Annotated in this window: 1 protein-coding gene; it reads left to right on the plus strand. The window is 38.9% G+C overall.

The features are described 5' to 3' along the window. Positions 1-275 (plus strand): EndoS/ChiA family endoglycosidase (locus ETC07_RS16190; protein ID WP_205742572.1); only part of this gene is annotated, 275 nt, incomplete at both ends.

Below are 275 nucleotides of genomic sequence, written 5' to 3' on the forward strand. Positions count from 1 at the left end.
TTCCATATGCAGGCAACTTTCCAACCCCAGAAGAATTTGATGCTTATGCGAATCAATTGTTAGACGAGCATGTACGCCAATACGGACTTGATGGCTTAGATATTGACATGGAAACGTATCCAAGTACTACAGATATTGCTCTGTCAAATGGTGTTATTCGAGCATTATCAAAATATATTGGGCCTCTCGCAAAGAACGGAACCGTATTTGTTTATGATACAAATGGCTCCAATCTCAATCCTTTGAAAGACGTTGCTGACAGTTTTACATATCTT

Source organism: Halomonas borealis (assembly GCF_004798905.1).
Lineage (GTDB): Bacteria > Pseudomonadota > Gammaproteobacteria > Pseudomonadales > Halomonadaceae > Halomonas > Halomonas borealis.